The sequence below is a fragment of the Robiginitalea sp. genome (assembly GCF_049588695.1).
GTDB lineage: Bacteria > Bacteroidota > Bacteroidia > Flavobacteriales > Flavobacteriaceae > Robiginitalea.
On the sequence record NZ_JBAVZJ010000569.1, the window covers coordinates 1 to 2,258 of the forward strand.

Here is a 2,258-nt window from a genome sequence, read left to right on the forward strand (position 1 = left end):
ATGTCTGCCCCGAGGTTCCAATCCCGCGGCAGAAAATAACGGAATCCGATACCGGTATCAGTCCTTTGAATATCAGAGAGGTCGTCCTGTGTGGTAATCAACGTATTATAATACAAATCAGCGGACCCGGGCTTACCCAGGGCCCTGAGGATGGCATATAGATTTTTGGGGCCCTGCCTATTTCTTTTCCTCCCTTAAATTCTTCTCCCTTTTCCGATCTCTCGCCAATTCATCCACCAACTTGTCGAGATATCTTACCTGTCGGGTCAGGGCGTTGTCAACCTCCTCAATTCAGATTTCGGTCTTTTAAGACATCTTCCAGGTCCTTGTTAGTCTTTGAATTTTTGACCAGTCTGTAAATAAAGACTATGGGAATCAACATTGGAATAAGAAATCCAAACTGTTTTTTCGGAGAAAGACTCCAGGCCACAACACCGAAGATGAGTATTCCGGCAAGAAAACCGATTAATGTCGCATGAAGTATTTTAGATTTTTTAAGTTTCTTTTTTTCAAGTAAAAGCGCTTCGTCCGTTAATTCATCATAATTCTTTTTTTCCATAGTAGTGATAATTGTTATATGGCATTATGATTTCAAAGCTTTATCTCTTGGATGGCTGAAGGGGAACAGGTGCCACAAATTGTAAAAAACAGTCATAAAACGCGTGCAGACCTACGCGGCCGATGTGTTTTAGGCGATATCCTAAAAGATATTCACGTTATTTAGTCGAAACAGGAGGCATCAGGGACTTTCCCCAATTCGCGTTCACCATATCGAATAAGCGAAACATTTTAAGTCTGAAATAATAAGAGTTTAAGTCTTCTTCGGACATCGCTTCTATCATATCCTGATAAACCTCATCCGGGTTTTCTACTCCTTCTGCGGATTCAGAATCTCTAAAAATATCCTGCCATTTAGAATCCTTTTCCTTTGCCAAGGCAGTCATTTCATGCTCACATTCAAATAATGCCAATTTGGTTTCATTATCTACTTTGAAAAATGGATCGTACTCTTGAAAAGCGGCAGCATTTATACGGAAGTCTTTATCCGTGGCTATTTTTCGATACACTTCCAGATAACTCTTCCCGGAATCATCTTTCAGGACGCCTTCTTTGACCAGTAACATTTCATAATCTTCAATTATGGTCTTTATGTCGTAACCTTCTGCCTGATATTTTGAATTATAACATTGCTGAATTATATCGTCAAGTTGAAAAGCTTGCTCCTGACAAGAAATGCTCAAAAGTATTATCAATAATATGTATAAGATTCTGTTCTTCATTTGATATCTAAGGTTTTACTCTATGTGGTGTTTGGTTTTCTTTTATCTGTTTCCAATATAGCGTATTCAAAATTATCGGACCAACCTGACTTTAGCGGCAATATTTGCCTTCTTCTGCCCTCGCGTACCATTCCGGCTTTTTCAAGAACCTTAATGGACCCGATATTTTCAACTGCGCATCCTGCCTCAATCCTATGGAGCTTTAGCTCGTTAAACCCATAATCAATAATCCGCCCTAAAACTTCAGTGGCAATTCCCTTGTTCCAATACTCTGGATGGATTTTATACCATACTTCTGCTCGTTTGAATTTTGCCTTGCCAGGTTTTAAACCAAACAAACCTATGAAATCGTCATTTGTCGTGTTTTCGATGGCAAAAGTGTAGTTTCTCGGGCTGCTTGATTCATTTTCAATAACCCAGGGTTCAATTACTGATTTGGTTTCCTCAATACTATCTGGAATCCCCAATGTATTGTATTTGTCCGTTTCGGGTAATGAATGAAGTATATGAATCGAATCCAAATCTGATGATTCAATTAACCTTAACCTTGTTCTTTCTGTCGATAATTCAATGTTCATATTCAAAGAAGCAGAGTTACCGCATTTTACAGTCTTTTTTAATTGCAGATATCTCACCTAAGTTAACCTTTAAGTATTCACAGTTTTTACAATCCGGCAAATAATTTAACCCCATTGCTGTAACAATCGGGCTTAATAACAATCTTTAGATATAAAGATAAGCTTGCCAATTATGAAAGTAGGTAAAATCGTATTCACCATTATTCTGCTGATTACACCGCTTATATTTTATGCACAGGCGGAATCCGTATTTAACGGTGTTAAGTTGAATGAATCTTTAGAAGAAGTGACCCAAAAATTAAGCGAAATATCAAAAACTATAGATACGGTTTCCATTGATGTCCCAAGTTTTCCGCTGTCAAAACATAAAGAAGAACACTTAATCTGCTCTCAGGTAAAG

At 38.0% G+C, this 2,258-nt stretch carries 4 protein-coding genes and 1 pseudogene; 1 reads left to right on the forward strand and 4 read right to left on the reverse strand.

The window, feature by feature from the left end:
- Nucleotides 1–177 precede the first annotated feature (177 nt).
- The 4 genes and pseudogenes from WBV75_RS13055 to WBV75_RS13070 all read right to left on the reverse strand — a co-directional run.
- Nucleotides 178–291: pseudogene (locus tag WBV75_RS13055) on the reverse strand (DUF2200 family protein); the annotation flags it as partial.
- Nucleotides 287–559, reverse strand: coding sequence for a hypothetical protein (locus tag WBV75_RS13060; RefSeq protein ID WP_424121026.1), 273 nt, complete (start codon nucleotides 557–559; stop codon nucleotides 287–289). The gene WBV75_RS13060 and the pseudogene WBV75_RS13055, both read right to left, overlap by 5 nt.
- A 157-nt stretch (nucleotides 560–716) precedes the next feature.
- On the reverse strand, nucleotides 717–1,280 hold the full coding sequence (locus WBV75_RS13065) for a hypothetical protein (RefSeq protein WP_424121027.1): 564 nt from the start codon (nucleotides 1,278–1,280) through the stop codon (nucleotides 717–719).
- Between the two features lie 20 nt (nucleotides 1,281–1,300).
- Entirely contained in the window at nucleotides 1,301–1,915 is a 615-nt protein-coding gene (locus WBV75_RS13070; RefSeq protein ID WP_424121028.1) for a GNAT family N-acetyltransferase, read from the reverse strand.
- Between the two features lie 115 nt (nucleotides 1,916–2,030).
- Between WBV75_RS13070 and WBV75_RS13075 the strand changes: the two genes are divergently transcribed.
- On the forward strand, nucleotides 2,031–2,258 hold a 228-nt coding region (locus WBV75_RS13075; protein WP_424121029.1), incomplete at its 3' end, for a hypothetical protein.